Raw genomic sequence first — 25284 nt, 5'->3', positions numbered from 1 at the left:
GTTGGGGAACGCGATGAAAGACATGCTCGAACATCTTGCGACACTCCGCGAGCAGATCGTGAAGTGCGAGCAATTGAGAGACGCCGCAAAGTCCGTCATCAAGCGCGAAGCCTTCGCGAGGGTCGTCGCGCACTACACGATCTTGGCAGCCGAACTGGAACGCGCAATTTCCCAAACCGAGAACGAGTAAGGCCGCCTTGATTGGGCGGGCGCCTGCTCAGCCGCAGGCACTGCCGCTATTGCGAGGTCCAGGCGGTCTGCGATCAGTGCAGCGCCGCGCGGATGTTCTATGATGAGGGCTTTACATTTGCGGTGTTGAGGCCATGAACCCTAGAAATTCCATTTACCACCCGCTGCATGTTCGGCTGTCGAATGAGCGTGGACCGATCGTTCGGCTAACGTTCGCCGAAATCGAGGACGTCCTAGGACGCAAGCTCCCGGCGTCGGCTCGAAAGTTCACCTCGTGGTGGAGCAACGAGAACGTCCGCGCGGGTCACAGTCAAGCACGCGCTTGGCTCGATGCTGGGTTCGCCGTCAAGGTCTCGCTAAAAAATCTGACGGTTGAATTCGAACGTGGAGCGAAGCCGAGCTGATCGCAGCGCCTCACCTCACCAGCTAATTAGGGTCGCGCGCTTCGTCCTGATTTGCGTCACTCTTTCCAGTGCAGCTTGGCGCAGTTGGGGCATTGGTACACCCCGACTTCGCGACCGGACTGGGTGTCGAGAACGAAGGTTCTCAGGATTGTTGGCACGTCGCAGTTCTCGCAGCGTGGATGCTGCTCGGCTCTGGCCACTCGCTTCAGCATTGATTCGGTCCCCCGGCATTCGGGTGGATACAACGCGCGCCGCAAGGGTGCCTTCACGCAAGTTAAGCGCGGGGCTTTTGATAGCGGAGCAGATTGTGCAGCGCGCATGACGCCAATACGAGCGCACATCGTCGGGCCGCCGCCTGCCATGAGGATTACCGCCACCATCGCGGCTCGCTATTCAGGCGCGGCGTGTTCTCTTCTTGGCAGGCTGCTGATGCAAGCTCAGGAAGCCGTCTGGCAGCGCGATCGACTCGTCAAACGGACCACGTCATTCCTTCGCCAGCAAATCCTCGCTCGGCCTAAGCAGCCGCACGTAGGTACCGCTCTCGTGCAGCTCCAGCCAGCCCTTCTCGACAGCGCACCTGATGCCGGCGCCGAACTCTGCCCCGCTTGCCTTAAGCGTGTATAGGAATGGGTAGTTGATCTTCTCGATATGGATTCTGCCGTCCTGTACCGCCTCGATTCTCGAAGCCAGCTGAACGAGCTGACGCGCGGCGGCTTCCGGATTGGCAAAACGGCGCTCGGTGACGTGCTTCATCGCTGGAATCAAAACCTCAAGCGGCCCATGCTTGGCCTGACTTGCCCGCGACTGTCATGCCAGTTTGGGAGATATGCACAGATCCTGCGGCGCCGCATGCTGAGCAGACGAGACGCAAGCCGACTCGCGACCACGGCTGAGCTTGCAGTAGTGTGTCGAGCCGCACGTCGACCCTGCGATCGCAATGGCCGTTTAGGCATTGGATGCTGCAGGTCACATGTCGGCCAGCCATTCCGCACGGCTGCGGGGCGGATAATGGCCAGACCATTATATCGACGAGCGGGATGCCGCCAGCAAAGCTGGCATCTTAGGAATCTCGCAAATTGTCGATTCCTAGTTAGCTCGGAACGCGGGCGAGCTACCGCTTATCGTAGTGGGTTCAGGCAGGTGCTCCCCTGAGCCGGCAGAATAGAGCCGCCGGGCAGACAATACCTTGTCCCGGCGGCTTGATATCCGTCCAGCCCCGGGAAGGGATTAGCAAAATCCCGGATACTCGTCAGTATAGGCGCGCGGTGTGAAGGTTCAGTTCGCTTTTAAAATATACCCCAAAGCCCGCCGGCTCATGCCAGCATTGCCATGCTACAATCCAAGGGACGATTTATGGTCTTCTGCTCGCTTGATTGATGCCGAGGCAGGCCACTATTTTCTTATAGCGATTTGATCAACTGCAGGTAGGGAGTTCGCAGAATGATTAGGCCGATCTTATTTGCTTCCTTTGCTCTGGCTTTGGTCGCAGGCGCTGTACAGGCTCAGCAGGGCGCGCCTCGCAACCCGCAAAAATTGGAAAAATGCCAGCAGCTCGCCACCGAACGTGGGTTTTCGAGTGCGGGCGGAAGAGGAAAGGGACAAGGTCGCGCAAAGCGGGAGTTCGTGATCGCCTGCATGCACGGGAAGCAAAGCTAAGCAGTCGCTTCGAGCGGCTATCTTCGGACGACCCACCGCCGGCCACCGCCGGTCACGCTGGCGGCCATACGGCGAAGGCCGCAGCGGGAGGTTAAATCGCTGCGGCCCCGCGTGGTCAATGCAGCCGGGTTAAAAGAACTAAGTGAAATATGAAGCCAGCCCCGGTGCAGAAAATTCTGCCCCAGCTTCGTCTCGTTTGCAAATACAAATTCGGTGGAACCGAAATCCACGCAGTGGGCATTTCGTTCCAGAAGTGGAACAATTCTGCTAATCTCCGCTCCAAGCGAACTGGAGCTTGGCGCGTGCGAAACCACAAACCTAAGCAGTGGACCAAGGGCGAGGTACAGATGCTGATCAAAATGGTCAACGTTGGCTCGACCGCGGGTGAAATCGCAACCGAGCTTGGAAGGTATATCGCGTCCGTCAAACGTGTGGCCCGAGACATGGGATTTTTGCTCCGAAGCGAGAGGAGCGCTGCACAGAGACGTAGACGTATAAGTCGCCTGTAGAATCGCTCTATGCTGGCTCAGCCAAACCTTACGGGGAAAGCAGGGAATGGTTAGGCCCGGCGCGTCTTACCGGACAAGGACGCGTCGGGCCGCGAGTGCGTAAACGCGCATTGCGCAAGCTGGCGGCGCCTTGTTTTTGGGAAAAATACGGGTTACCTAGCGAGCGCTTGGGGCTGCGGCTTGCGGCTGCTGAAATCGGTCTGACCCCAGCCCCTCGGTTGCCGTATCCGGCGCACACAAACCGCGGCTCGACCTCAGAGAAGCGAACGTCGTCCGGCCCAAACGATCGGCCGTTAGAGCAACGTGATGGCCGCAATGGCAGTGGACCAGGACATTCGCGTAGGCCCATCTCGCGCATCACACTGAAGGTGCCTTCTGCATGCCGCATGCCGGTATCCAAGTGTCGTGGCGGCGAGCGTCAATCGGCCCGGCGCGGCCAGGGAACGTATTCGGCTTCAGGTCTTTCCCGTCCTGGGGCCGCTTTTTGGCAAAACTGACCGAAAGCTAAGTCACACACTGAAATGCGCGCCTGTGGAAGTGGGTGGCATCGCCCCGAATGTCGCGGCTTCGATGCTACCAGCCTAACGGATACCCTTTGGTAGGGAGCCCGCCGGCTCCTTCAATCCTGGCGCCCAGGGGGAGGCTCCGGGGCGGGCTGGCGGACCGTCCATGACGCGGCACGGATGCCTTCTTACGCGGCCGCCCTTCTCGTCATTGGCGCACAAGCTTGGACCGCATACCAGTCAGCATGGTGTAGGCAAGGCGACGCCAGATCAGGTTCATCAGGACTAGCATGTGGCATCCCCGTGTTCGATGGCGCCACTTTCGACCCCCTCTGTTTCAGCAAGATTTCGCGGGGCCGGGAAATGGCTTCGTGCGAGGTCGGGGTCGGTTCCCCGGTGCAGGTCGGCATGGCGGCGAGTTAATTGACACCGCCAAGGGAGGTCTGAGCGATCGGTATCATAATGGTGCCCTGTCGCGGCCGCTCCGCGGGTGAGCGGGAAATCTCATTCTCCAGTGGCAATCGGAACGCCGCGGCTGATCGTACAGAAATGGAAAAGCTGCGGGGACCAGTCACGCTGGCGGGGCTTTCGGTTTTTGATTAGCTGCGGCACGAGCGGCGCCTTTCAAGGCCGCTTCGATGGTCTTGAGCCGCGTACTTCGTCGGGATCTTCCGCTTTGCTGCTTAGGCGTTGATGATCGGGACACTCTCGTAACTAGCCACAGATCGCTGCCGCAACTAGCGCATTCATAACGCTTCAGTTCGTAGCCTTTGGTGACGGGGAAAACAGCTTTGAGCAGTCGAGCTTGGCTACAAACGGTGCATCCGGCTTCGCCGTTCACGATCGCCTCCCGCAGGCAATTTGGCCGCAACGATGGAAATCGAAACTGAGTCTCGGTTCAGCAGCAATAGCGGCTCACGCTGGCGGGGCCTATTTTCGATAAGGCCTCCCGGTAGTCGTCCGGAGGTGTAAACGCCGGCCATTGGAATTACCGTTCTCACCTTTTGGCGGACCAGCAATGGCGCAAGGCGGTGGCACGGACAAGGCACCAACCCTCATCTGCAACAGATGTCAGCGTCCAATGGAGTTTCTCGCGTCGCTGCCGGCAATTGCAAACCTGCCCGCCGCCGCCTATGCCTACAGGTGCATGCCCTGCCTGAGAGTTGAAATTCTGAGCTGAAGGAACGCGCCGGAGGATTAGAATTCGAGCGGCTGGCGGACGTTCGAGGTGGCAAATCGAACGGCATCGCGTCGCTCGACCGGTGCGGAGAATGTCGCCTCTGTCAGGCGGCCAAGCTCATGCCGCCGATCAGCATGGCTCGCGCAGCTTCGTCGCCGTGAGTAAGCCGGAGGGCGGTCACGATGACGGCAATTGCGTCGGGGTTCTTCAGAGCCACAGCAGGTTCGCTTTGCCAGCAAAATATGATGCCGGATGCCGCCCCTTTCACGCAGGCGATATCGAGCCATTGCGAAGATATCTCAAAGCGACAAATGCCACCGGCCCATCCGCACTTGCGGAATGCGGGCGCCGCCTTCAGGGTCTAGTCGTGTGGGTCGTTTCCCTTCGGCTCCTGCAAGAATTTTGGCATGTGTCCACGCGCTTCACGATCACGCGGGGCGGGGCGTTCGGACGGGTCGCGACCGAGCTTGGACTGCAGCTCGACGAGGTCGGTGAAGACGTCGGCCTGGCGGCGCAGCTCGTCGGCGATCATCGGCGGCTGGCTCGCGATCGTGGAAATCACGGTGACCCGCACGCCGCGGCGCTGAACGGCCTCGACCAAGGGAGCGGAAGTCGCCGTCGCCCGAGAACAGCACCATCTGGTCGATGTGCTCGGCGAGCTCCATCGCGTTCACGGCGAGCTCGATGTCCATGTTGCCCTTGACCTTGCGGCGGCCGGAGGCGTCGATGAACTCCTTGGTCGCCTTGGTGACGACGGTGTAGCCGTTGTAGTCGAGCCAGTCGATCAGCGGCCGGATCGAGGAGTACTCCTGATCCTCGATGATCGCTGTGTAGTAGAACGCCCTCAGCAGCGTCCCGCGGCTCTGAAACTCCTTCAGCAGGCGCTTGTAATCGATGTCGAAGCCCAGAGTTTTCGCCGTCGCGTAGAGATTGGCTCCGTCGATGAAGAGCGCGATCTTGTCGGCAGGCAAATGAGACATCTGTAGGCTTTCGGTGGGGCAAGTCGGAGTTGAAGCATCCCGTAAATTCGCAACGCAAAATTTTCGGTCGCATTCTATATGGATAGCTACCGGAGATCGTCGAGTAGCAACGAACGTTTAATCTTCAACTAATATCATATGTATCCGGGCGTGGAACCCCAGCGTTGCCCGAAAGTTCTCCCCGTCAGATTTCGTAATGTGTCCTGTCTATTTCCAAGTGCGCATTTAAGGTGTTCATGGATGAACGCTGACGCTTTTGCTCCCTTTGATCTGTCGATACATAGGCGCGGTCGTGCCTGGCGATGGTCCGTCATTGACCGATCAGGCAACCCTTTGTTGATTGGCAGCGAGTTCAGCAGGACTGCGGCTCATTACAGCGCCACCAGGGCAATCTTGCAGATGTTATTGACCGCTCCCTATCGAAATCAAATGTCTCCAGCGGCCTGGTCGCTCGCCTCGAAGATTGAGGCGCCTCGCACCTTCCGGGACCCAGGAAGAAGGCGCAGGTTAAAGTCGAGGGGCTAATAGGCGAACGCGCCGGTCTAACGAGCTGCGTGAGGGGCAGAAGACTTCCTATGAGGTCAAAGTTGAGCAGAGGCGCGGCAAGAGCGCGCGGAAACGGCGCATCTGATCACTGCGTTTTTCGCCCGAGGTCTCTCAGGAGCGAGTGGAGAAAATCACTCGCATGGTCGTACCGCGTGCCGCCGCTCGCGAGTTCACGGGCGCGCGGCCCCACTACACTACCGACGGTTTCTGAACCGAGTAGATCAGCTTTTTCAGACCATTGCTGCAGTAGGCGATCAGGAATGTATTCTGCAGACCCGAACAACCTCAAAAGGCATTCTTCGGCTTTGTGATCGTGATGAGCCTTCGTCGCGTAGAAAGCGAATAGTCCACGAAAAGCATCACGGGAAAAGGCTGGTTTTGCCATTGCAATGTCCCCGCAGAATTGAATTCCCAACGAAGAGGCCACCTAAAGGCGGCCTCAGAAGTTCATTGGTTGATCTAAACAACACGTACTAAAACGGCTGCCGCAGCGTTGCCGTTGCTTCAGTCTCCGGGTGTAAATAGATGCGAGATGAACGTGCGAGCCCGGTCACAGGAGCATGCCAAGTTGACTCGCTTCTGCCAACAAGAATCTGACGACTGCCGGGAAAATCTGGCAATTCCAAACCTATGTCAGCATAATTGACATACGCACAGAGCCGTTCGGCGAGCGAAGTATCATGATCATCTATCAGGATACGTGCTCGACGAGCTCGGCTATGCCTGAGTTTGGATGTGAGACTGCGCGACGGAAGTAGAAGCAAAGGGAAGGGCCGCTGCGAAGAAGAAGCCCCGTGGAAGTTTGGTGCGATGGTCGGCGCCTCGCCCCTTTGCAGCCGCAGCTGGACTGGACCTTGTACTCACAACGAAGAACGTGAATTCGTCATTCCTTTCCGAGCGGCACCATCACTGGCACAGCGTGAACGGAAACTCGCAGATCTCGGTACCTGTGCCCGGGACGAACACATACGGGTTTGGGCAGAATGCGTCGACGTCGCCTGCCCCGCACCAGCCCGGGAGCATGGGCGGAGTAGTAGGCTTCGGCCGCAGGTTCTGATCAGCAGAGGCGGGGCTTGCAAGGCACGTTAGCTGTGCGACCGCTGTGTAATGCTTCGGTCAATAAATGGCGGACCGCGTCGAGGTGGCGCCTTCAACGCGGTCCTAACTCCGACATTGGGATGAGCAATGTCGGTGCTGACCAGACAGGTATCAGCATCGGACTGCCGATGCAGCTCTTTCCGCCTAAAGAGCCCGGGGCGAGCCGCTCGGCATCGCCGCCAGCCCATCCAGTTCGGCGCTTTTATCCAGTGACGTCCCGGCAACCCGGTCAAGATCAGGACCTAGGCGGCCTTTGCCGACCGTGCACCTCAGCTTCGCGATCAGCGCGCGCGCTGCGCTGGCGTCAGATCGCGGCACGCTAATGGACAAACGCCACCCCGACGAAAGCATCGCGACGCCATATGAGGCGGCAGGCGAAGCCTGTTCGAAAATGGTCAAACGATAGGTCGAAGATAGTCGACGGGATCGGAGCATTTTCTAGCAGTAGGCCGGCCCCAAAAACTGAGAGGTCACGCATTGCGCAGCGCGTGACTGTCGCTCCGCCTGAGAGCGAGAGCATGACTGTCTGGTCGACCGTTTTGCATGTGACGCGTCGCCGTTCAACACCCGTGCATTCAACACACACTTTGCCTCCGAACCTCAGCAGCATTGTGGGCGGGATCGCCGACCGGGGGGCGGCGACCCCTCGCCGCGAAGCCGCCGTTACGCGAGACGAGGACGACTTCGCGACTGCATGAAGCATCGGGCCCGTTGCCGAGCGGCGCAAGAACATCTGTGCGTTAGTGTTACTTGGGCAAATGAGGGCAATACAACGACTATGGAGGACGCGGCAAGAACATGAGAACGATTTGTGCGACCGCTGCACCCACGATGCCGCTTAGGATTTTTAGCGCAGCGCTGAAGAGGCTGGGATAGCGGTCAGGGCGAACGATTTGCGACAGTTCTATTGCGAGTGAAGTCACTATGAGGAAGCCGCAAACGATCAGCAGCCTGCCCGGTAAAAGGAGCGATAGCGCAGATCCAAAAAGAGCCCACACGCAAAATCGCTCAATGAGCATCACGCGATCGCCGTGATGGTGCCCGCCGATGACCGGCCAGCCTTTCAGCGCTGCCACCGCTGCGTACGTTGCCAGAGCAAGGCCCAGTCCCGTCACAATCGTGAATTGGCGGTTCAAGCGCATAGAGACAACAATACGCCGCGGCGGCTTCCATACGCCGTTCGAATTCGAATATCCTTAATCGGAAAGCAAGACTGTCCTAAATGAGACCCGGCAGTCAATTGAACCGCATCGCGCGCAAACAGTGAAATCGCATCTTAACGCGCTCTGGATTGGCGAGCAGAAGTGCGCAGCGTAGCTGCGGGGCGGGCTCACAGCTTTGGGTCGGCGAACTGTTCAAAAGTGGACACTCGCACGCCGGGCTCTGGCATCGCAAGTTCGCAAAGGTCCTTCGAGCTATGAGACGAAGCTTGAACTCTTTGGGACCATGTCGCTAAGGTGATTGTCGGGGGACGCCCCTGGGGAGGAGTGCTTCAAATTACGATTGGTCCTCGTACCGCTTTTGTTGTTTTCACGGTCGCCTTTGCCATTACCGTCGCTTTTGCCGTAGTCACGACATCTCGATATCTCGCCGCCATGCACTCGAAGTCTCCAAGACCGGTAGCTTCGGTCCAGCACGCCCTGGTCTGACCCAGCGTGAAGCGCGCTCGAAAGCGAATAATCCATGCGGTTGTTATCCTCACGGTCGCTGCGGGGCTTTCGGCCTGTTCGCGTGAGGAAGACGTCACTAACTCGACGAATGCATGCGCTGCCAAAATGTTCTCGCCTTTTTTTTGATCCGAAGAACTATGATCAATGCGTCAAGGCTTGCATTAGGTGCGACAACGGCGTGATGACGACGTGCTCGACGTCGTGTCGTCTGAAGGGCGCTCGGTGAATTCGCGTTTTGAACGGCGCGGCTGCGCGACGGCGGAATTCGACTTAAGTCAGAGCAGGCTACTATTGCTTGCGACGCGAACCCGATATATCCTCCTGCCTTAATTCTTATCGGCCCTTTTTAGTACACTGCAGATTTAATCGCGCTTCCGATGGGGAGCTTTGTTCATGCAAATCGATTTTAGGTGCGCCGCCGCGGCGAGTGCCGCCCAGGTGGAAGAAGCCGTCGCCGATCGGACAGCTGCGACGAAGCCTGCCGCCGCGAACGACAATCTTGAAGTCGCGTCCTGGCCATTCATCCCGCTTCCCAACGGTTGGTATGCGATGTCTTGAAACCTTGGAACAGTCGTAAAAAGTGCCCGGAACACAATGCAGTGGGGGTGGTCTATGTCGAATAAGCACACGAATATTGCTGCGCGCGTCGAACTCCTCAACAACAACCAAATCGCGCGTTTGGCGACAAAATTGCAAACTCAGAAACAATACGAAGAAGTTCTCCTTCTCAGGGAGACACTTCGGCTGGCCAATGCCAACGCGAGAACGCTTCGGACACCGCGTGCGAAGGACCCGGGTAACCTTGCTGCGTTACCTTAATCCCAGCGCAGTCTTGCAGGTCGCCTGACGTCCACAGCAGTATCGTTGTGCCAGTCGTCTGACCGCCCAAGGCCAGAATTTTCAGCACTGGCACGGGCCGCCAGCGGATTGGCTGGTAAGCTGGCGGCCCACTTCTGGCATTCTCTCGGCAGCGGCGAACGCATCGAATGGCAGACGTTGTCGTCATCTTGCTTATCTTCGGTGCCGGGTTTGGCGTTGGCTACGGCGTTCGCGAGCATATTTCTGATCGCCGACGTGAGCGCTCAAAGCGTCTTAGGCCGCCGGAACGGTAGGCAGACTGGCTTGCACCCCCCAGGCTAAGCAGGCGTGACCAGCGCGTAAGGATGCTTCAACGCGCCTCAAAGACCTGTTTTAGGCTGGGGTCCTCTAATACCCCATCGGCTGCGCTGAACCACTCACCGGGCGCCAATCGAGACCCTTAGTCGCCTCGGGGACGGATGTGTGGGCCGTTGAACAGCTTCCCGCTAAAGCAGCACGCTGTACTTTACGCGGCGATGTCGAAGGAAGCGATCAGTTCGCGCATATCCTTTGCCAAATCGCGATGACGCTGGCCAGCGCGTAGGTACAGCTGTCGATCGTTTTCATTCGATCGCTCAGCGATCAATTCGCATTCAGTGGCGAGGCATTCAAAACGTTCAAGCTTGGCTCGAACCCGGTCATACGACGCCTTCCGCACTATTATTTTTCCTCAAAAGGACGGCGATCATAATTTTCAGCTCAGCTCAAGGCAACCTTGATCTTCAGTCCAAATGAGGTCGCAGAATACCTCTCGCGGTGGCGTCTGAAGGGCGCTCGGTAAGTTTATTGGTGCGCCGTACCTGCTCGCAGGCAAGCGTGCCGAAGTCGCCATCGCCGGCGAAACCGCAGAAGTCGGACGCGCTATCGCGGCGGACATCGGAGTTAGCACAGATAACCGCTCCTAATGAGCGCGCTATCCGCAACGCCTTGGAAAGCGCTGGGGTACTCGCCAATTTGGATCTCGAAGAACGTTTCGACACAGCGATTGATCGCCTGTTAAAGCGGTTCTTCAGCTTACAAATGGCAGATGAATTGGATAACAGAAAAGTCAAAACCGTGACGTCCAAGGGCTAGGCGTCGCGCGTGAAGAAGATCTGGTAATCGGACGAGGCCTTGCGCTTTGTCGGACTTCAACTCCGAGATCGGCTTCTCGTTCTTTTTAGAGCGAGTACCTTCTTATCTGCGAGAAAGTTGCCAAGCGATTTAATTAGTGTAGTTTTCTGATATGCAGCTGATGCGAGCAATTTCGCAAAATCAAACGGTGTAATCTCTTGAAAGGGCCCAGGTTCATCTATGCCTTAAGCCGGCTCTCATGGTCCAGGAGGTCAAGTTCTGGGGGTTTCTGCTCCACTTCTCGCGCTGGCGAGGTATAAGAACGCGCTGCATCTGGCTTAATGAGAATAGGTTCATTCCTCTGGAGCGTGACGTCATCCGGTGAGGTGGTTGCGTTGTTTTCTCAAGGCCGGCCAAGTCCGCCGACGGAGTCCTCGCGGACGCGGCAACGCTGCGGCAGGGTTAATGCACCAACCGACGCAGTAGCATCGAGATTGACCCAGTAGCGATTGCCGGCCCTCGTTCTAATACCCGTGCCTCTGGCAAAGCTGGGCGGGGCCGCCTGGCAATGGCAAGCGACCCCTCGCAGCAAAAGCGCCCGTACGCGAAACGAAGGCTATCTCACGACCGTAGGTACCTTCAAATGAAGTGGCGCTTTACTGCAATATGATCTCGCTATTAGGCTTACCTGGACGGCTTGCGTTCATTGTGCGCGACGGCTCTCTCCACCTCTGCCATCGTTCTTTCGTAAGCTTTGCGCAGCTGTTCAGCGTGAGCGGCGTTCTCCGGCTCCATGAGATGTGCAACCTTGATCATCAGCTTGTTCAAAAGGTTCGTGACGCGGCCATTTTCCGAATGGCGGCTTCGCAGGACGCTAATCTCTCGAGGCATTTCGACGAGATCGAGCGGTTCCTTTGACGGGCCCTGCAAAATCAACTCGCGCGCGTTGTGGGGCGAACGAAGATGACGCGCCGAATATAAGAGCGCGCCGACTTTCGCCATGGTGGGCCCGGGAGATGCAATGTCCGGTAAGCGAATCTTAGCGCGGAGTAGAACGCACACAACCAAATTCGCGGATCAATATTGATGCGGGGCTTGCAGGTTAACTGGCCGCACGGGTTTGCAGAGCGTCGATGAGCCAATGGCTTCGACGCCGCCGGATCATCGTTTTCCACGCACCAGCAAGGTCCACACCGGCGCCGTCCCGTCCCAGCGCCGAAGCCGCCCATAGAATCGCACCCGAACACCAGCCTCTTTCAGGCGCTCGACCACGAGATGCAATGCGATAACGTCGCCCTCTGCCAATTCCACACAACCCCGCTTGCGGGACCAGACCGCACCGGGGAAGCGAAACAGGTTGTGCTTCAACCATCGACCGCCGCGCGCCGATAATGGCTGTAGGTCCACGTGGGTGCCGTCCCGAGGTCGCAGGCCGACGTCCGGAAGGCGGAGTAAATTTGCGATCCAGCCCAAAATTAACTCCTAGTCACAATAGTCTTTCGGTGCACATCGTTCGAGCCGCAGCGTCCATTCGGCACTTCGGACGAATCTGCCTGATTCGGGACGCCAAGCGCCAATAAGCGCTGTGAGGGCGTCACCACAGCGGGTAGCGGCCAACAAGATGGTAAGCAGGGAAGCGCGGAGGGGAGACTTGGCGGCAAGCAGGGTTGTCTTTTGCCGAGGTCTCTTCGGTGAGTCCGTGCGAGCAAAATCTCATTCTCCACCAGTAGATGGTCGCGTCGTCTTATCCGTGGCGGTTCCGACGAGTATGGAGCGACCACCAGCGCAGCAGCATTTGGCTATAGGGTATATCGCCACGCGCTTTAGTATCCAGCGCGGAGGCCGCCGGCACTTGCCAGATAAGCAAGCCGAGTCGCGGCGAGGCCACCGCGGCAATAGAAACTAGAGAGCAATGAACGCATGCATTAACGCACTCCCACATCCGGTGCCTGAGACGCTTGCCCACGCAATTGCATGGCTAACCCTATCGCCGGCGCGGTAGCCGTTTTCAGGATCGGTCTCGCCAAAGATGGGCGAACTTCGCGGCGCTCGAACCAACAAGCCCGCCAATAACCTTTTGCGCAGCGTCCGCGATGTGGCCATGGCGGTCAGGCGTGAGATGTTGCAGCAGCTCGAGCGAAACGGCCATACCGAGTATGAATATCATCATCAGTGTGAATCGGCGAGGATATGCCACTACGAAGAGAACGCCGAGGGCACCGTAAGCTGCGAAACGCTCGAACCCGGCAGATCCTAATTCAGGGCGCAAGCCGATCGGAGAGAGTGTTACAAAGGCGATGGATCCGAGGCCGCACCAGGCAATCAAAATGATTAATTTCCGCATCATGTCGCGAAAATAGTGCCTTCTGCACACGCCGTCCACTCCTCAGAGGCTTTCGCGTGGTGGCTGTCAAGAACATCGGAGGCCATGCCTGCAACGGCCCCGCGTCGCCGAACGGAAAGAGGCATGTTGTATAAGAACACTGATAGGCGGAGTGCCGAAGCCGAATGGGTTGGGGTAGCAGACACGGACCGGCGGCGGCGCCAGTCCAAGAAGCTCAGGATCGCCGTCGACAGCTTACGGGCGCCGCGTCGGGGCACCGTAGGTCAGCCCCTTCGCCGTGGCGGCGAAACCATTTCCGGGCGCAACGAAGCGAGCCTGAAACACTCCCACCCTAACGTTCCACGGGATGATAAACAGCGGGATGTGGTCATGCTGGCGCTTATCAATGTACTTTACGAACAGTTCGTGCAGGCCGCTCTTCTGGGCATCTCGAGCAAATGGGTGAGGCCATGACAGAGATGGCAATTGCCACGTTGGCCTTCCTGAGTGTCGTGATCTTTTTGGCGCACGCCTTTGACGCGTTCAGGATGCGCTGAAAGAACAGAAGCACCATCGGCGGCTGCGCCGCGCCCGCTCCAGTGATTCGGACTGAGGCCGGATTTGATCGGATTTCGACTCGGACCGCCGGGTTATCTTTCGGTAGTCCCAGTCGCTTTGTCGGCGGATTTCAGGCAGGTTTTGCCTGATTTCGGTGAGCCAGTGCTACTAGTCGCCAAATGGCCGCTTTCGAATTAACCAAAATGAGAAGTTCCGCCTCATTCCGGACCCATCTCGTGGCAGATGCTAAGATTGCCAATGTGGGGACTGGCAAATGCCAAAAAGCTGTTGTACTTGAGGTGCTTGGCTTAGTTTGAATCTGCGCGATTGCCGCTGGGGGTCGCAGGTCGGATCCCCCCCAGTCAGAGGTGCTGGTAGTATTCGCTGCACCGGCGTCGGCTGCGAGCACGAAGAAATCCGACAGGTTGGAAACTCTTGTGGTGAAAGACCTGGATCTGCCCAAGCAGATAACGGAGGTGAGCTTCATAGCTGCAGAGCAAGAGCCTCTTCCCGCTCCTCCGATTAGCCGTCCTAGCCAAACACCTGATTTCATTCTTGTCACTGGCGCGACCCGTATGCTCCAAAGCCTGAGGCTCAAAAGCAGGCGGGCGTCGCAAAGAAGCGGGTCAGCGAGCCGCCGAAGAAGTTCAAGCGAGCTTGGCGAAGGAATGCCCAAACGATCGGTTTGCGCCGCTCCTGAGAAAGCTTGGGTTGGCTGCCGCCTGCAACACCTAGAGCAGCGGTGTGGGATTGGTTTGCCGGGTGGAGAGCACATTCCTCGGCGCTAGGTGTTGATGGACAATCCTCGAGCGCTCGTATGCGCCAGGGCGATGAGCGATCGGTTCAGTTCAATGGTATCCGTCCGGTGAAGGCCGCCTTGCCGAATGAGGCGTGTTGTTGAGAACTGTCCTTATGGACAGTGATAGGCGCAGCGCCCAAGTCGAACGGCTTGAGGTGGTGGACACGGGCCGGCGGCGGCGCTGGTCCGAGGATGAGAAGCTCAAGATCGTCGTGGAGAGCTTACAGGCGCCGCGCCAAGTCGCAGCAACAGCGCGGCGGTATGGCGTTTCGCGCTCATTGCTGCTGCGATGGCGACGCTCGTTTCAGCCGGAGCCGAAGGATGCCGCCGATCAACCTGGCTTCGTACCGGCGATAGTGGTCGCGGAATCAGGGCCGACACCTTGTCCAGTCGCGCCGGCCAGCAGCGGCGGGTCGATTGAGATCGAGTTTACTGCCGGGGCTCGGATGCGGATCACGGGTACGGTCGACGCGGCGACGCTGAAGGCCGCCGTGGCGGCGCTGGCAGATGGACGCCTACGGTGATCCCCATTGCGTCGGGCGTGCGGGTATGGATTGCGACCGGCCACACCGATATGCGTCGCGGCATGAACTCGCTGGCCTTGCTGGTGCAGGAAGCGTTCACGCGAGACCCGCACGGCGGCGACCTCTATGTGTTCCGTGGCAAAAGCGGCAAGCTGATCAAGATCCTTTGGCACGATGGACTAGGCATGTCGCTTTATGCCAAGCGGCTGGAGCGCGGCCGCTTCCTGTGGCCGTCGTCGGCTGATGGCGTGGTGACAATCACCCCCGCCCAGCTTGGCTACCTGCTGGAGGGCATTGACTGGCGGATGCCGCAACGTACCTGGCGACCGCGGGCGGCTGGCTGATCGCTGGGATTTGAATCGGTGGCACGATCAGCGGTTCGGACAAAGATCGCGTCTTGTGATTCTCTGGTCGACGATGGGTGCTGATGATTCTCTTCCCGACGATGTGACCACGCTGCAGGCGATGCTGCGCGCTGAGCGAGCGGCCCGGTTGGCCGCGGAAGCCGAGGCCCAGGCGGGGACATTGCTGATCGAGAAGCTCAAACTCACGATCAAGAAACTCCGGCACGAGCAGTTCGGACAGTCCTCCGAGCGAGGCGCATTGCTGGACCAGCTCGAGCTACAGCTCGCCGACCTGGAGGAGAACGCGGCGCAAGCTGAGACCGCGGCGCAGATGGCAGCCGAGAAGATTGCGGTGCCATCGTTCGAGCGCCGCAAGCCGACCCGCCGTCCGCTGCCGGCGCATTTGCCGCGGGAGCGCATTGTCTATCCGGTGCCTGCCACCTGCCCATGCTGCGGCGACAGCCGATTGCGCAAAATTGGCGAGGACGTGACCGAGACGCTGGAGCTCGTTCCGCGCCGGTGGAAGGTGATCCAGCACGTGCGCGAGAAGCTCGTCTGCCGGGCCTGCGAAGCGATCACTCAGCCGCCGGCTCCATCGCACCCGATTGCGCGCGGGCGTGCAGGGCCCAAGCTGCTGGCCCATGTCCTGTTCGCCAAGTACGGCCTGCACCTGCCGCTTCATCGTCAGAGCGACGTCTACCAGCGTGAAGGCATCAACCTCGACGTATCGACGCTCGCGGACTGGGTAGGTGCCTCCGCGGCAACCCTGATGCCTCTGGTCGATGCGATCCGGAGCCACGTCTTTGCAGCCGAGCGCATCCACGCGGATGACACCACGGTGCCGGTCCTGGCCAAGGGCAAGACCCGGACCGGACGGCTCTGGACTTACGTGCGCGACGACCGTCCGTTTGCCGGCCCAGATCCGCCGGCGGCCGTGTTCTTCTACTCGCCCGATCGTGGCGGTGCGCATCCGGAGCAGCATCTCGCGGGCTATGCCGGACTGATGCAGGCCGACGCCTACGCCGGCTTTGGCAGGCTCTACGAGGCCAATCGCAAGGGCGGTCCGATCATCGAGGCCGCGTGCTGGGCGCACGGCAGGCGCAAGTTCTTTGATCTCGCGCGGCTCAGCAAGGCGCCGATCGCGGCCGAGGCGGTCAAGCGCGTCGATGTTCTGTTCGCCATCGAGCGCGAGATCAACAGACTTCCTGCGCAGGAGCGTTTGCGTGTGCGCCAGGAACGTAGCCGCCCTTTGATCGTCGAGTTGGAGGCGTGGTTGCGCGAGCAGCGCGCCAAGCTCTCCAGGAACAACGACACGACCAAAGCGATCAATTACTGCCTCAGCCGCTGGGGTGCATTTAGCCGCTTCCTTGATGACGGACGGCTTTGCATGTCGAACAATGCTGCTGAGCGTGAGCTACGGTCGGTCGCCGGGGGACGAAAAAATTGGACCTTCGCCGGGTCGGATGAGGGCGGCCGGCGTGCGGCTGCCATCTACAGCCTCATCGCCACCGCCAAGCTCAATGACATCGATCCACAGGCTTGGCTTGCCGACGTGCTGGCCCGTCTCCCGGATCATCCCGCCAAGCGCATCCACGAACTCATGCCCTGGAATTGGCGATCTCAGAACCTCGCTCACGCCGCATAAGCGCGGTCAGCCATCCGCTCAAGATGCCTAACCAGGGGCCATCACCGGATGCGTACGTTCAATGACAGGCTAATCGCCTTGTTGAGATGAACACGAACGCCGTGAGTTTCGCTCCTCTCATCTCGGCCCAGTGCCCCGGAGGTCGATCTGCAGCTGCGGTCCGACTGCGCTCAAACTGCGTCTCGCCAGCGCTTCCGCCTTCAGCGCCTTGGCGAGAGGGCTACGGTGTTGCAGTGACCTGCCTCAGTCCGTCGGCGCCGACCCAGCGGGCTCCTCGAACTGGCCGTAGAGGGCGTCGAGAAGAAGACGAATTTGTTCTGATCGAATATTCGTTTGCTACCCGGCTGCGAAGGTAACGTCCAATGCGAGGGTGGATTAGACAATGATAAACCTTGCCAGGATGGGGATGACCTTTTAGAGCTCGGTTAGCGTGGCTTCCCTTTTCGGCGAAACGCCGTGCGGCTCCAGTGCTTGTCTGTTGATTTATAACGGACGGGGCAGTGGATGCCGATCACGCGTTGGAGATGGCCGAGATCGAGTACTTGAGTTCGTCGAAGTAGGCCACCGGGGCGTCCGCTTGCCCACTCCAGCGCAAATGCGCGGGTCAGGAGACCTGGGCCCGTCGAAAGCCAAACCAGATCGGTATCGCCGCGGTTCATGGCCGCGGTGCCCATATCGAGGGCGCGGACGATGACAGGGTGCTCCGGCGTCACGGCGATGAAATTGTTGCCGATCGAACCGTAGTTCTCCTGATGCACTGCCAGTGTCGCCTCTGGATGAAGATAGCTGTCGATCGGTGCAAGGGATCGGTCGTCGGCATCCGCATAGATGCCGCCTCGCGCCGCAAGCCAGGCGAGGCGGAACAGGTCGGCCTGTTGAGCCGGTACGACGGCGCGATCGTAGGCACGAAGGACCTGCACACCGAATTCACGCCTGAGGAATTCTCTCGCGCTGTCATTATCGAAACAAGTCCAGCGGTGACTTGGGTTGAATTCCCGCCACGATCCCATCAGCTCAGTCACATCTTTCGGCGGATCCCGATCCCAGAATTGCACGATGTGCCGCGGGATTGGACTCTGAGCTCCCGGATCCGATTTTGGCGGTATTGCAAATCGGCCATTTTGGCGCAGCGCGATCGCCAGAAGCATCGCAGCTGGCGTGTAGTCCGGATAAGCCGCGAGCATCGCTCGCAATCGGCCGAATTGAACTGCGGGATCGCCAGACATGATGCTTTGCAGTTCCGCCAAGGCATCGGCATCCAGGACGAACTCGTCGAGCAATTGTCCGACGTGATTTTGCGACGGGCTGAGGGACTGACCTTTGAGGAGAAGCGAGGATCTGCTGACACGAATGAAGTTCGCGAGCGCTTTCCGTGATGTATCGATGTCGAGGCTCATCAATGCCGCGCGCGCGAGCTCGAAATGGGCCCATGCATCGCTGGGATTGAGGCGAATGGCCTCCTGATAGGCCGGGATCGACTCGCCGTAGGCGAATCTGGCCTCGGCAAGCTGCCCGCGAAGCAACTCGACCCGCGCGTGGTCGGTTACGCTCGAGGCCGGCGTCGGGCCATTCAACTCCTGCTCGGCCAGCACGTAGTCGCCGGTCATGGTCGCAATCTGGACCTTATGCGACCAGAGCCAGAAATTTGGACGCGGCGCCTCGGCCAAGGCCTGATCGATCGTCTCTTGCGCCCGGGTCCATTCTCGCAGTTGGCGCAGCAGCTCGATTTCCATCCCAGCCATCTCGGGATGCGATCCGAGCCGCTCACGAGCTTCTGCGATCAAGCGGAAAGCTTCATCGCGCGAGCCCGCTTCGAAAGCAGCTCGCGCACCGCCAAGCCATGCCCAAACATTGTTAGAATGTGCGGCCGCTGCGCGGCGATAAATCTCCAGGGCCCCTTCCGCATCGTCGCTTTGCATGGCCAATTCGGCGAGCCCGATTAGGGCTCCGACGTGATCGGCCTCGGCGATAAGGGCTTGATCAAGCCATTGTGTCGCAAGCTGCGGGCGGCCGAGCGCACGCTCCTCGCTCGCCGCTTCAACCATCGCCTGGGCATTGTCCGGGTGATGGGCGATCAGCTGCTTGAACACCACCAGCGCCTCGTCCCGGCGGTCCTGCCGGCGCAGCAGCTGCCCGCGTTGCATCAACGCACGCGCTTCCGTGGGAGCCGAGGCAAGCACTCGATTGATGACCGCGGCACTCTCGTCCAGCTGGCCCAGATCTCTCAGCTCGACGGCCACATCAAGGAGCCGCATTTCGTTGGCTGGCTCAGCAGCCGCCGCCCGGCGGAACGACGCGAGCGCGGCATCGCGATCTCCGCGCCGCCGATGAATGTTGCCGAGAGCCCCGTAACTCTCGGCGTGATCGGGCTGGCTGGCGATGACCTGCAAGAACAGCTCGGCCGCTTCGTCCAGCCGGTATTGGGCGTCAAGCAGATGACCAAGCGCCACGCGGGCGCCGCCATGGCCTGGTTGTGTGGCCAGCACCTCGCGCAGGGCTGTCTCGGCCTGATCTAACTGCCCCAGGCGGCGAAGTGCGTAGCTAAGGCCAACCAAGGCCGACGGATTCCCCGGCGCGCGCGTAAGCGCTTCCCGGAAACGCTCAACCGCTTCGGTCGGCCGGCCGAGCTTCAAGAGCACGTGACCGGCCTCGATGGGCGCGTTCGGATGCGCCGGATCGTCTCCCGTGGCCGCATAAAAGCGGCCAAGGCCTCGTCGCTGTGTCCGGCGCTTCGGAGCGCATAGCCCAGTCCAAGGTGCAACTCTCGTGATGCCGGCCAATCCCTCAGGGCGTCCCGGTATTGGGCGGCGGCGTCGTCAAAACGTCCGAGATTTCGCAACGAATTGCAGATCTCTTGCCGAATATAGAGTGCCCTTGGATCGACATCGCGAGCACGGTTGAAACAGTCCAGCGAAGCCCCATGGTTGCCGCGGTCTCGCTCGCTGATGCCAAGCGCGTGCAGCGACCCGGCATTTGTGGGTTGCAGGTCAACCGCACGCCGGAACGCCTCTGCAGCAGGGTCAAGCCTTGCAGCCTTGCGATGCAGCCAGCCCATCGCGACCCATGCACTGGCATTCGCAGGCTCCTGCTCCAGGACTGCGGTCAAGACCTCGAGGGCCTCGTCGAGGGCGTCGATGTCACGAAGAATATGACCGAGTTCTATACGATAAGTAATGTCGGTGGGGTCAACCGTAATGAGCTTTCGAAACGTTTCAGCCGCTTCCAGATTGCGGCCCGATTGCTTCAACAGCCGCGCGAGAGCCGAGATATGTCCCGCATTTGATGGGCCCTGCTCGATGACGTCTTGCAACAGGGCAATGGCGTTGTCGATACGGTTAGTATCGCGAAGGATGTTCGCAGCCTCGACCTTCGCGGCAGTGTTCGTGGGGCTGGTCTTTGCGGCCGACAGGAACGCGTCAAGCGCCTGATCGCTGCGGCCCAGCGATTTCAAAGTGTAACCGAGCCCCATGGATGCGCCCGCATGACCGGGCTCGAGTTCGAGGACGCGCTGAAAGCAGCGCTGGGCCTCCGCGAGATCACGTAGATGCCTAAAGGTGTGACCCAAGCCGATCAGGCCTGACTTGTTGTCGGCATCAAGCGCAAGGCCGCGCTCGAAGGCATCCCGTGCCTCGGGGATCTGGACGAGGTGAAGATGATCATAACCGCATTCGATCGCAGCGGTTACGTTCGAAGGGTCAGCATCGGTTGCTCGGGCAAACGCCGCCAGCGATCCGACACGATCATTGGCTTTCCGGAGTTGCCGGCCTTGCTCGATCAAGCTCCGCGCAGTTTCAGCGGCGTCGGGAGCTGAAAGTCCGCCAACTTCTCGGTTGCTTCGCTATTTTCTAATGGACCTTGCATCGAATGACTTAGATGAGGGGAGCCAATATGGCGGATCATCGAACCTATTTAACACGGCCCTAGCTGAGGAAAATGGACCGGCGTCAGAACGTTAGTTGCGGCCATGAAAATGAACTTTACGCTCGGCTCTACCATGAATAGAGGATTCATATACCCAAAAACGGGATTGGACTTAATACTAGCAGGGGGACTGAATGGCGGTGCATCACTCGGTGACCGCCGTATACCGCCTGTAAGCTGGAAATGAATGCCGACAACCCTCGGGATCATTGTTCCCTATCGCGACAGGTCGGAACACCTTGCGGCACTCATTCCGCACTTACTGGCCTTCTTTGCTCGGGACACGCTCTGCTCGACAGTTGCCGTCCGGATTATGGTTTCAGAGCAGGCCGGCAATCTTCCCTTCAATCGCGGTTTCGTTAACGACGCTGGATTTCAGGCAATAGCGCCGGACGTCGATTATGTCTGTTTCCATGACGTAGACCTCTTGCCCGAAGAGGCGGACTATCGCCTGTCAGAGAGGCCTGCGATGGCGATATCGGACGGGCTCAACTCTAGCTTCACCCCGGAATTTGTTCGGCAGCTTTTTAGCGCAGTCGTTTTAATGAGCAAGGAGCACTTTAGCTCGCGAATGAACGACTATTGGGGATGGGGATTCGAGGACGTGGATCTTCGAGAGAGGCTGCTGCGGGTTGGGTGCAGCACCGAGCATCGCCCGGGTCGCTTCAGGCGCTTAGCTCATGTTGATGCCGGAAGCTTTCCGGATGGCGAACCCACGCCAGCGCATGTTAGAAACAGACTTCGTTATGTGGACCTTTGGTTTGAGCAAGTCGCGCAAGGCTTCATTCGCAAGCGCAAAACTGATGAGTTCTGGAAGCGCGATGGTTTATCGAATTAACGAGCATTCAGAAGGTGCATTCGCGGCGTCACTTGGAGCACAGCGGCAAAATTGTTGTGGAGCACATCTTGGTTGAACCCCTCCATCAGCCGCAACCGGCAGAGGGCTAAAAAGTCAGCTTAGGACTGATGCCGCAGATCTAAAGCTTTATGCCTACGCGCTTGGCCGTATAGCCCCGCTCCAAAATTGCGGCCCACCACGGCTTATGATCGAGATACCACTTCACCGTCTTCTCGATTCCGCTTTCAAAAGTTTCTTCGGCGGCCCAGCCAAGTTGTCGCTCGAGCTTTGAAGCGTCGATTGCATAGCGATGATCGTGGCCGGGACGGTCAGTAACAAACGAAATGAGCCGACGGCGCAATCCATCGCTTGTAGGGGCCATGTCATCAAGAAGGTCACAGATTGTCTGGACGACCTGCAGATTGGTACGTTCGTTACGGCCACCGACGTTATAGGTCTCGCCGATGTTGCCGCGTTCGAGAACCGTGGTCAAAGCCTTGGCATGATCCTCGACATAGAGCCAGTCGCGGATATTCTTGCCATCGCCATAGACCGGCAACGGTTCGCCGGCGAGACCCTTGATGATCATGTGCGGGATCAGCTTCTCCGGAAAGTGAAACGGCCCGTAATTGTTCGAACAATTCGTCACCAACGTCGGCAGATCGTAGGTCTCCCGCCAGGCGCGTACCAGATGATCAGACGAAGCTTTGCTGGCAGAGTAGGGGGAGTTCGGGGCGTAGGCTGTCGTCTCCGTGAAGAGCCCCTCATCGCCCAGCGAGCCGAAGACCTCGTCGGTGGATATGTGGAGGAAGCGGAACGTCGCACGCTTCTCGGGAGACAGGGTTCGCCAATGGCGTAGGGTCTCCTGCAGGATCGTGAAAGTACCTACGATGTTGGTCTGAACAAATTCATCTGGACCATCGATTGAGCGGTCGACATGGCTCTCGGCGGCGAGATTCATCACCGCGTCGGGTTGATACTTCTCGAACAACTTGCGAAGTGAGGCGCCTTCGCAAATGCACTGCCTCTCGAACTGATAATGCGGATTGCCTTCGGCGCCAGGTAAGGAGTCGAGATTAGCCGCGTAGGTGAGCTTATCGATGTTGACAACGCGCGCATGTGTATCGCGCAACAGATGTCGCACCACGGCAGAGCCGATGAAGCCGGCCCCCCCAGTCACGAAGATCGTTGAGCCTTTGAAGCGCATCTGGAGCGCCCTCCGTGATTGAAATTACTGTTGGAAAGAGCGAGCAACCGATTTCAAGTATTCCCCGTAACTACTCTTGGCTGTCTTCTCTGCCACTTTCTCGAAAGCTTTCAGAGAGATGTAGCCCTGCCGCAAGGCAATTTCCTCGGGGCAAGCGACCCGCAAACTCTGGCGCTGCTCCAGGATCTGTACGAAGTGACTGGCCTCCACGAGAGAGGCATGCGTACCCGTATCAAGCCACGCAAATCCGCGCCCGAGCACCTCGACAAAGAGATCACCGCGCTCGAGATAAGCGTTGTTGACGTCGGTGATTTCGATTTCTCCGCGGGCGGACGGCTTCACATTCGCGGCGATGTCCAGGACGTCATTGTCGTAGAAATAAAGGCCCGTAACCGCCACGTTAGATTTGGGTTGCTTGGGCTTTTCCTCAATTGACAACGCTCGGCCGGTGGTATCGAGCTCGACGACACCATACTGCTCCGGCGTGTTCACGTAATAGCCAAACACCGTCGCGCCCTTTTTTCGAGCCCCGGCGTGGGCGAGCATCTCTGGAAGGCCATGGCCGTAGAAGATGTTGTCGCCTAGGATCAGGGCGACCGAATCCTGGCCCACAAATTCGCGGCCAACGATGAAGGCGTCAGCCAGTCCACGGGGAGCGTCCTGGCTTTCGTATGAGAACCGTACGCCGATGTCTGATCCGTCGCCGAGCAGGCGTTGAAACAGAGGTTTGTCCAGAGGGGTCGAAATGATCAGAATGTCGCGAATACCCGCCAGCATCAGCGTGGAAAGGGGATAATAGATCATCGGCTTGTCGAAAACCGGAAGCAATTGCTTGGATACAACGGTGGTCACGGGGTAGAGGCGCGAGCCAGTTCCGCCGGCGAGTATGATGCCCTTCATGGCCCTCTCACAAATTTACCAATTAAAACGTATCAGATGGAATAGCCGGCACAAGTTCGCTATAGATCTAGAGTAAACAAGGTTTTCGAGCCCCTCATATATCACAATGAATGTTATTGCGACTACGCTTCCTGAGGTTTTGGTTATTGAACCCAAGCTATTTGGCGACCAGCGGGGCTTTTTCCTCGAAACCTACCGGTTCGACCGCTACGCCGAACACGGTGTCAGCCGCCCGTTCGTGCAGGATAACATGTCGCGGTCGTCCTATGGGGTGCTTCGCGGCCTTCACCTACAAAACCCCTCGACACAAGGCAAGCTCGTCAGTGTCGTGCGGGGCACGGTATTGGATGTTGCCGTAGATGTCCGTGTTGGAAGTCCGAATTTCGGGCGGCATGTGGCGGTTGAACTTAGCGAGGAAAATCGCAGGCAATTGTGGGTGCCTCGAGGTTTCGCGCACGGGTTCGCGGTGCTGTCTGAAACGGCGGATTTCTTTTACAAATGCGATGATCTCTACAGCCCAAAGGACGAACTTGTCGTCCGATGGGATGATCCCGCCATCGGGATCGATTGGGGCATTCCCAACCCGTCATTGTCGCCGCGTGACGCGGAGGCGCCTTTGCTCGCGGACGTGAAGAATTTGCCGACTTACGGGCAAGTGTAATGCGAATCCTTCTGACCGGGACCAGTGGGCAGGTTGGTGGAGCGCTGTTGCCTCTGCTGAATACTTCACACGTGGTCTTGGCGCCGCAGCGTGCGGAACTCGATCTTTCTCGGCCTGAGACCGTAGCTGAAGCGTTAGATGGCCTAGCGCCCGACCTCATCGTTAATCCAGCTGCTTACACAGCTGTCGACAAGGCTGAGGATGAGGCAGAACTCGCTCTGCGCGTGAACGCAGCATCTCCCGCCGCCATGGCCGCTTGGGCCCGTAAACGTAACGTTCCCCTGATCCATTTCTCTACAGACTATGTCTTCGATGGATCCGGCGAGACACCCTGGCGCGAAGGGGACAGATGCGGACCCCTCTCAAGTTATGGGCGTAGCAAGTGGGAGGGAGAGCGAGCAATCCAGGCATCTGGCGCAGCCCACCTCATCCTGCGAACGTCGTGGGTGTACGCCGCACAGGGAACAAACTTCCTTCGCACGATGACGCGTTTGGCGCGCGAGCGTGACGAATTGCGGGTGGTGGCGGACCAGTTTGGCGCCCCAACGGCGGCGGCTTCAATCGCAGAGGCGACATCGGCCATCATTGATCGACGCACAAACACTACGGATTTGGCCGAGGATTTCGCGGCGGCAGAGGGGCTCGTCCATCTGGCAAACGCCGGCACGACGTCCTGGCATGGCTTCGCAACAGCGATCGTGGATGGCCTCAAGATGAGAGGTCAGGCAGTCAAGTCTGCGACGATTCACGCCATCGCGACCAGCGAGTTTCCCACAAAAGCAATCAGGCCTGCCAATTCGCGGCTGGACACGTCAAGGCTCCGCCAGGCCTTCGGTGTGTCGATGCCAGGTTGGAGCCAGGCTATGCACCGTGAACTTGATCGTTTGATTCGGCTGGGATAATTCGGGTGCTTCTCAA

General features: G+C 58.8%; 22 protein-coding genes and 1 pseudogene. 11 read left to right on the top strand and 12 right to left on the bottom strand.

Going from position 1 to position 25284, the window contains the following annotated elements:
- The first annotated feature begins 13 nt into the window (after positions 1-13).
- A complete protein-coding gene (locus ACVIN2_RS12200) occupies positions 14-190 on the top strand; it encodes a hypothetical protein (protein ID WP_456765783.1) in 177 nt (58 codons plus the stop codon).
- 133 nt (positions 191-323) lie between these two features.
- On the top strand, positions 324-593 hold the full coding sequence (locus ACVIN2_RS12195) for a DUF7662 domain-containing protein (protein WP_456765782.1): 270 nt from the start codon (positions 324-326) through the stop codon (positions 591-593).
- 483 nt (positions 594-1076) lie between these two features.
- On the opposite strand, the gene ACVIN2_RS12190 is transcribed toward ACVIN2_RS12195, so the two are convergent.
- The 4 genes and pseudogenes from ACVIN2_RS12190 to ACVIN2_RS12175 form a co-directional block, all read right to left on the bottom strand.
- Positions 1077-1346 carry a hypothetical protein gene (locus ACVIN2_RS12190; protein WP_456765781.1) on the bottom strand — a complete coding sequence of 90 codons (270 nt, stop codon included), beginning with the start codon at positions 1344-1346 and terminating at the stop codon, positions 1077-1079.
- A gap of 3456 nt (positions 1347-4802) precedes the next feature.
- Positions 4803-5421: pseudogene (locus ACVIN2_RS12185) on the bottom strand (LabA-like NYN domain-containing protein).
- 631 nt (positions 5422-6052) lie between these two features.
- Positions 6053-6352 (bottom strand): hypothetical protein, encoded by a 300-nt coding sequence (locus ACVIN2_RS12180; protein ID WP_456765780.1) that lies wholly within the window; start codon positions 6350-6352, stop codon positions 6053-6055.
- Between the two features lie 1489 nt (positions 6353-7841).
- Positions 7842-8201, bottom strand: coding sequence for a VanZ family protein (locus tag ACVIN2_RS12175; protein ID WP_157234051.1), 360 nt, complete (start codon positions 8199-8201; stop codon positions 7842-7844).
- 927 nt (positions 8202-9128) lie between these two features.
- On the opposite strand from ACVIN2_RS12175, the gene ACVIN2_RS12170 reads away from it, so the two are divergent.
- The gene (locus ACVIN2_RS12170; protein ID WP_456765779.1) at positions 9129-9293 is read left to right on the top strand and encodes a hypothetical protein; all 165 of its coding nucleotides are present in this window, start codon (positions 9129-9131) and stop codon (positions 9291-9293) included.
- 766 nt (positions 9294-10059) lie between these two features.
- Here ACVIN2_RS12170 and ACVIN2_RS12165 read toward each other — a convergent pair.
- Positions 10060-10251, bottom strand: a complete 192-nt coding sequence (locus tag ACVIN2_RS12165) for a hypothetical protein (RefSeq protein ID WP_456765778.1) — start codon at positions 10249-10251, stop codon at positions 10060-10062.
- A gap of 128 nt (positions 10252-10379) precedes the next feature.
- Between ACVIN2_RS12165 and ACVIN2_RS12160 the strand changes: the two genes are divergently transcribed.
- Positions 10380-10667 carry a hypothetical protein gene (locus tag ACVIN2_RS12160; RefSeq protein ID WP_456765777.1) on the top strand — a complete coding sequence of 96 codons (288 nt, stop codon included), beginning with the start codon at positions 10380-10382 and terminating at the stop codon, positions 10665-10667.
- A 663-nt stretch (positions 10668-11330) separates the two neighbouring features.
- Here ACVIN2_RS12160 and ACVIN2_RS12155 read toward each other — a convergent pair.
- From ACVIN2_RS12155 to ACVIN2_RS12145, 3 genes are all read right to left on the bottom strand, one after another.
- Positions 11331-11648: a hypothetical protein gene (locus tag ACVIN2_RS12155; protein ID WP_456765776.1), complete on the bottom strand. Its 318-nt coding sequence runs from the start codon at positions 11646-11648 to the stop codon at positions 11331-11333.
- A gap of 159 nt (positions 11649-11807) precedes the next feature.
- The gene (locus tag ACVIN2_RS12150; protein ID WP_456765775.1) at positions 11808-12014 is read right to left on the bottom strand and encodes a hypothetical protein; all 207 of its coding nucleotides are present in this window, start codon (positions 12012-12014) and stop codon (positions 11808-11810) included.
- A gap of 640 nt (positions 12015-12654) precedes the next feature.
- On the bottom strand, positions 12655-13020 hold the full coding sequence (locus tag ACVIN2_RS12145; protein ID WP_456765774.1) for a VanZ family protein: 366 nt from the start codon (positions 13018-13020) through the stop codon (positions 12655-12657).
- A gap of 93 nt (positions 13021-13113) precedes the next feature.
- On the opposite strand from ACVIN2_RS12145, the gene ACVIN2_RS12140 reads away from it, so the two are divergent.
- The 4 genes from ACVIN2_RS12140 to tnpC all read left to right on the top strand — a co-directional run bounded on the left by ACVIN2_RS12140 (position 13114) and on the right by tnpC (position 16839).
- A complete protein-coding gene (locus tag ACVIN2_RS12140) occupies positions 13114-13443 on the top strand; it encodes a hypothetical protein (protein ID WP_456765773.1) in 330 nt (109 codons plus the stop codon).
- 996 nt (positions 13444-14439) lie between these two features.
- On the top strand, positions 14440-14850 hold the full coding sequence (tnpA, locus tag ACVIN2_RS12135; RefSeq protein ID WP_456765772.1) for an IS66-like element accessory protein TnpA: 411 nt from the start codon (positions 14440-14442) through the stop codon (positions 14848-14850).
- Positions 14847-15194 carry an IS66 family insertion sequence element accessory protein TnpB gene (gene tnpB / locus ACVIN2_RS12130; protein ID WP_456765771.1) on the top strand — a complete coding sequence of 116 codons (348 nt, stop codon included), beginning with the start codon at positions 14847-14849 and terminating at the stop codon, positions 15192-15194. The genes tnpA and tnpB overlap by 4 nt, the downstream gene beginning before the upstream one ends.
- 73 nt (positions 15195-15267) lie before the next feature.
- The gene (gene tnpC / locus ACVIN2_RS12125) at positions 15268-16839 is read left to right on the top strand and encodes an IS66 family transposase (protein ID WP_456769698.1); all 1572 of its coding nucleotides are present in this window, start codon (positions 15268-15270) and stop codon (positions 16837-16839) included.
- A 425-nt stretch (positions 16840-17264) separates the two neighbouring features.
- Here tnpC and ACVIN2_RS12120 read toward each other — a convergent pair whose 3' ends face one another.
- Entirely contained in the window at positions 17265-19478 is a 2214-nt protein-coding gene (locus ACVIN2_RS12120) for a tetratricopeptide repeat protein (RefSeq protein ID WP_456765770.1), read from the bottom strand.
- A complete protein-coding gene (locus ACVIN2_RS12115; RefSeq protein WP_456765769.1) occupies positions 19469-20617 on the bottom strand; it encodes a tetratricopeptide repeat protein in 1149 nt (382 codons plus the stop codon). Before ACVIN2_RS12115 ends, ACVIN2_RS12120 begins: the two co-directional genes overlap by 10 nt.
- Positions 20618-20947: 330 nt before the next feature.
- On the opposite strand from ACVIN2_RS12115, the gene ACVIN2_RS12110 reads away from it, so the two are divergent.
- On the top strand, positions 20948-21598 hold the full coding sequence (locus ACVIN2_RS12110) for a galactosyltransferase-related protein (protein ID WP_456765768.1): 651 nt from the start codon (positions 20948-20950) through the stop codon (positions 21596-21598).
- A gap of 139 nt (positions 21599-21737) precedes the next feature.
- On the opposite strand, the gene rfbB is transcribed toward ACVIN2_RS12110, so the two are convergent.
- A complete protein-coding gene (gene rfbB / locus ACVIN2_RS12105) occupies positions 21738-22805 on the bottom strand; it encodes a dTDP-glucose 4,6-dehydratase (protein WP_456765767.1) in 1068 nt (355 codons plus the stop codon).
- Positions 22806-22829: 24 nt separating this feature from the next.
- Entirely contained in the window at positions 22830-23705 is an 876-nt protein-coding gene (gene rfbA, locus ACVIN2_RS12100) for a glucose-1-phosphate thymidylyltransferase RfbA (RefSeq protein ID WP_456765766.1), read from the bottom strand.
- Positions 23706-23811: 106 nt separating this feature from the next.
- Here rfbA and rfbC point away from each other — a divergent pair, with 106 nt between their 5' ends.
- Both rfbC and rfbD read left to right on the top strand, forming a co-directional pair.
- Positions 23812-24366: a dTDP-4-dehydrorhamnose 3,5-epimerase gene (rfbC, locus tag ACVIN2_RS12095; protein WP_456765765.1), complete on the top strand. Its 555-nt coding sequence runs from the start codon at positions 23812-23814 to the stop codon at positions 24364-24366.
- Positions 24366-25268 carry a dTDP-4-dehydrorhamnose reductase gene (gene rfbD / locus ACVIN2_RS12090; protein ID WP_456765764.1) on the top strand — a complete coding sequence of 301 codons (903 nt, stop codon included), beginning with the start codon at positions 24366-24368 and terminating at the stop codon, positions 25266-25268. Before rfbC ends, rfbD begins: the two co-directional genes overlap by 1 nt.
- Positions 25269-25284: the final 16 nt, after the last annotated feature.

The organism is Bradyrhizobium sp. USDA 3650 (assembly GCF_054057395.1).
Note: the sequence above shows the minus strand (reverse complement) of the source record. Positions and strands in the feature narration are given on the sequence as shown.